Origin of the sequence: Chryseobacterium gossypii (genome assembly GCF_041361455.1) — a bacterium.
Classification (GTDB): domain Bacteria; phylum Bacteroidota; class Bacteroidia; order Flavobacteriales; family Weeksellaceae; genus Chryseobacterium; species Chryseobacterium gossypii.
Genome location: NZ_JBGCUR010000067.1, coordinates 1 through 1,594 on the forward strand (window position 1 = coordinate 1; position 1,594 = coordinate 1,594).

Genomic DNA, 1,594 nt, shown 5'->3' on the forward strand with positions numbered 1-1,594 from the left:
ATGGATATATGAACTGGTGGACAGATGGAGATATACCAGGTTTCGGCAGAATTGTAGATGGAGAAATGGAAATCGGAGCAAGAGAATTAGTGGTTCATAAAATGAAACTTAATTCTGATACATCTTGGGATAATTATAAAAATTGGGCTGACTGGGGGGCTACAGCTATGGGTGGAGGATTTGAATATGCCGCAAAACAAAGGACAGCTCTTTATAATAGTGGCTATTGGATTGATAACCTCGGGCAAATGAGAAGCACTGCCTATGCTGGAAGAGCTAGTGGATCTTTAATAGGATTAAGGAGTGACTACGTAAGAACTACTGCAATGTTTGGAAAATATGCTAAAAGAGCTGGATATGTAGGTTATGCCATTAATGCTGCACAAATAAGCTATGGTGTTTATCAAGATGGTGGAAAGTTTGGTGTTAGGGCCCAAGTAGCAACAGCAGGTGTAGCCGGAGGTCTGGCTGGGGCAGCTGTTGGAGCATGGGTAGGTGCCAAAGTATTAGCTCCTATTGGGGGAGCAATTGGTATAACCTTTTTTGGAGTTGGAGCGGCGCCTGGAGCTGCTATTGGAGGAGCAGTTGGAGGTGTCGTAGGAGGAATATTAGGAGGAATATATGGTGGAGAATATGCTGAAAAATGGGCTAGCGGAATACTAAACAAACCCGATTATTAATTAAATAATTTAATATTTACTATAATCTTTTGTTTGTATTAGTAGAAGCGGTAATCTTAAAAAAATAATATTTATGGAAAGAACTTGGAATTATGTATATTATACAATTTTTAATTTTTATAAAAAAATATATAAGTTATTGTCTTATATAGACCCTTTTAAACTAGTATATAAAATTCCTGCTGTAAAAAAATTTTTTGCTAAGGGAGGAATTGATGATATGAACCAATTTACAGATGAAGTTATTTTTAATAATAAATTAGCTGGATTACACAGCATTTGGGCTGGTATCCAAATGGGAGGTTTAATAATTCTTTTGGAATATGGGCTTTTCAATATTTTTCAGGCAATAATTGGAAAACCTTTAATACAATATATTTGGGAATCTAGACTTTATAAATGGGTTTTTATAATAGGATTATTATTTATACCTTGGGGGCTTAACGAAAAATTACTATTTAAAAGTAATAAATATTTAAAATATTTTGATGAATTTGATGAAGAACCCAAAAGTGTAAGATATAAATGGACATCGATAAGTTTGGGAATAATAGTAGGTGTTTTAGTTTTTTTTATTTCAAGTTTTTTTTTAATGTCAAGAATATATTAATGAATACAATCCAATTGAAATAAAAGTAGCAAAAGAAATTAACTTTAGATCATTATGCTTGTACCTAATAATCCACGAAGTTTTTAATATTGAAGAATCCTGAGAGGCTGTTTCATTTGAAATAGCCTCATTATTTGAATTCATAATAAGGATTGCCGAATTTCCTTGTGACCACGGGATCCAGCTTATTTGGAGAAATAATCGACGTTGTCGGAGAAAGAAATGTAGGTCTATTATATAACCATAAATATTTATATTATGAAAAAAATAGAAGTTTTTTGGAATATCGTCCATTATTTCGATT

1 protein-coding gene and 1 pseudogene are annotated in these 1,594 nt (G+C 32.8%); both read left to right on the plus strand.

What is annotated here, in order from left to right; all coding sequences use genetic code 11:
- Window positions 1-680 (plus strand): annotated as a pseudogene (locus ABMQ40_RS16560) (hypothetical protein); the annotation flags it as partial.
- A 73-nt stretch (window positions 681-753) separates the two neighbouring features.
- Entirely contained in the window at window positions 754-1,290 is a 537-nt protein-coding gene (locus ABMQ40_RS16565) for a hypothetical protein (RefSeq protein ID WP_370901606.1), read from the plus strand.
- Window positions 1,291-1,594: the final 304 nt, after the last annotated feature.

Coding starts and splice junctions, on each gene's coding strand:
- ABMQ40_RS16565 (WP_370901606.1), top strand. CDS start 754: ATGGAAAGAACTTGGAATTATGTATATTATACAATTTTTAATTTTTAT.